Genomic DNA, 2,426 nt, shown 5'->3' with positions numbered 1-2,426 from the left:
TTCAGCAAAGATAACGCCAGAGCAAAACTCAAACGACACTACAATATGATTAAAAATTAATGTTACTGAGCACTAGAGCCATGTTTTTCACCACCTGACACTACCTTGAGATAGCGGTCAAGGACGAGAAATCCACTATCGAGATACTTGATTACCTGGCGGACCAGGAGGTCCGGAGAAAAGAGGCGCGGTCACTTGGCCTGAGGATCAGGCTGGCAGGATTTTCGGCTAACAAGAGACTATCTGATTTTGATTTCCAGCCGTCTCTTGACAAATCCGTGATCAATGAGGTTGCAACATTGAGGTTCGTCCACAACGCCGCAAACGTCATCTTTCTTGGACCTCCGGGCGTTGGAAAGACTCACCTTGCTATCGCGCTGGGGATGGAAGCGGCCATTGCGGGATTCAAGGTTCATTTTGTCAATGCATCCACCTTGGTCGAACGTCTTGCCAAGGCTGACGCAGAGAAGAGGCTTGAAGAGAAGATCAAGGGCCTGTCCAAGTTTCATCTACTCATCATAGATGAGATGGGATATCTGCCTTTCAATAAGCAGGAGGCTCATTGCTTCTTCCAGATCGTCTCAAGGCGATATGAGCGCGCCTCAACCATATTCACCTCAAACAAGTCGTTCGGCGCGTGGGGAGAGATATTCGAGGATCAGATCATCGCCGCGGCAATTCTGGACAGGATATTGCACCACTGCACTACGGTCAACATAAAAGGCGACAGCTTCAGGCTGAAGGAGCGAAAACGGGTCGGGCTGGTACCTCAGAACTTTGCGGGGTGAACAGGATGATCATTCATGATGGATGGAAGGCTTAAGTAGGACTGGACAATTTTATCCCGCCATTTGCAGCGGCCATCCCGATGAAACGGGACCTGAAAGGCTACGCTTTATGAAAATCAGGCAAAAAATGTAGAGTATCACAGAGGATAGCATCAGCTCTTCTGCAATACTCCATCAAGCCAGTTGAATATCCGCTCGTTTGAGATCATCATCGCGCCCATCTGGCAGTGCAGCCCTGCACCCTCATCCGTTGTGAAGAGGAGGAACTCTTTGGGGCAGGTGAGGGCATCGTATAGAGGCCTCGACTGGCCGGAGATCATTGTGTCAGCATCCGAATCGACAACAAGGGTCGGGCACTTGATCAGAGGGGCTACATCCTTGAGCGTGTAGGGTGCGACCATCCGCATATATTCGCTTGGCGAAGCTGCTCCGAATACCAGCATACCATGCCCCATCGACCAGCCTATCTCGACGCTCTGGTTCATCAGCTCACGAGTCCACTGGTCAAACTCCCTGGACGCATTCTCGTCGCTAAGGATATCCTCGATATCAGGCGGGGCTCTTTGCAGCATGCTGGCATTGTAGTCATATACGCCGCCATTGGCGATACAGGCAGCGATCCTATGCTCAAAGGCTGCTGCTCTCGGAGCCAGATAGCCGCCGAAGCTTATGCCCATAAGAGCGATCTTATCAGGATCAACCTCGGTCAGGTTCAGGGCAAAATCGACTACAGGGGTAACTACAGACTCCCAGTTGTGCCTGAAGTGGATCTTCTGCACTCTGATCACCTCCCCCTGTCCCGGCCCCTCGAATATCAAGACATTGTAGCCCCTGGCATTAGCAGATCTTGCGACCGCATAGTATAGCTCTTCGCCCGTGCCGTCAAAGCCGGTATGAACGATCAGGGTGGGCCTCTCTTCTCCGCTTGAATCTACGAGGCAGAGATATCCCGGTAGCGTTGTGTTCTCAAAGGGGATCCGAACAGGCCGGATAAGACCATTTGAGAGACTTGCCGCCTTCATGAAGCAGTCCCGGCTCTTCTCCCATGTGGGCAATATTCTAGGATCATCAGGATTTATGTCCAGGAAAAATCCGGCGCATCTGTAGTATGCGGATGCTCTGAAGAAGGCCTCCCTTGCGCTCACGTTATGACCGCTGGATAGGAACTCAACGGCCGCCCTCTCCAGCCTGGCCGCCGTCTTGTTCCATTCGCTATACCAGCTCTCGACGTCGCCGTCTCTTATGCGGAAGGCTGTGTCCAGGCACTCGTTGATATCCGCTCCTCCGCCCGCAGTATAGCCTATAGCTCGAAGGAACTCGAAGTTGAACGCTTTATCCTGAAATATTGATCTTGATGTATGTGTTTGTGCCGTATAAATCTCACCTGCTCCTGAGGCTGCAGAAGAGAAGATCAGCAGGCTAAGCCATAGTGCCATGCAAAGCCTGATCTCAAAGCGCATCGACATGAGATCTCCCTCAAAAAGAGTGTCTAATCTAAAGTACTTAAGCCTTTATGCCCAGAACAGCACGCCAGAGTGTAATGCATCAATTGCTTGAAAGCCTACTGCTCCATAACAAAATGTTTTAACCATTGCGTTGATCTATCCAGACTATGGGTAGAAAGAGAGTTCATGAAGT

Annotated in this window: 2 protein-coding genes; one reads left to right on the top strand and one right to left on the bottom strand. The window is 50.9% G+C overall.

Going from position 1 to position 2,426, the window contains the following annotated elements:
* Positions 1–110 precede the first annotated feature (110 nt).
* Positions 111–788, top strand: coding sequence for an IS21-like element helper ATPase IstB (istB, locus tag QHG98_09675; GenBank protein MDH7597982.1), 678 nt, complete (start codon positions 111–113; stop codon positions 786–788).
* 152 nt (positions 789–940) lie between these two features.
* Here the strand turns inward: istB and QHG98_09670 are convergent, their stop codons facing one another.
* Positions 941–2,224 carry an alpha/beta fold hydrolase gene (locus QHG98_09670; protein MDH7597981.1) on the bottom strand — a complete coding sequence of 428 codons (1,284 nt, stop codon included), beginning with the start codon at positions 2,222–2,224 and terminating at the stop codon, positions 941–943.
* Positions 2,225–2,426: the final 202 nt, after the last annotated feature.

It is taken from the genome of Methanothrix sp. (genome assembly GCA_029907715.1).
Taxonomy (GTDB): Archaea; Halobacteriota; Methanosarcinia; order Methanotrichales; family Methanotrichaceae; genus Methanothrix_B.
Note: the sequence above shows the minus strand (reverse complement) of the source record. Positions and strands in the feature narration are given on the sequence as shown.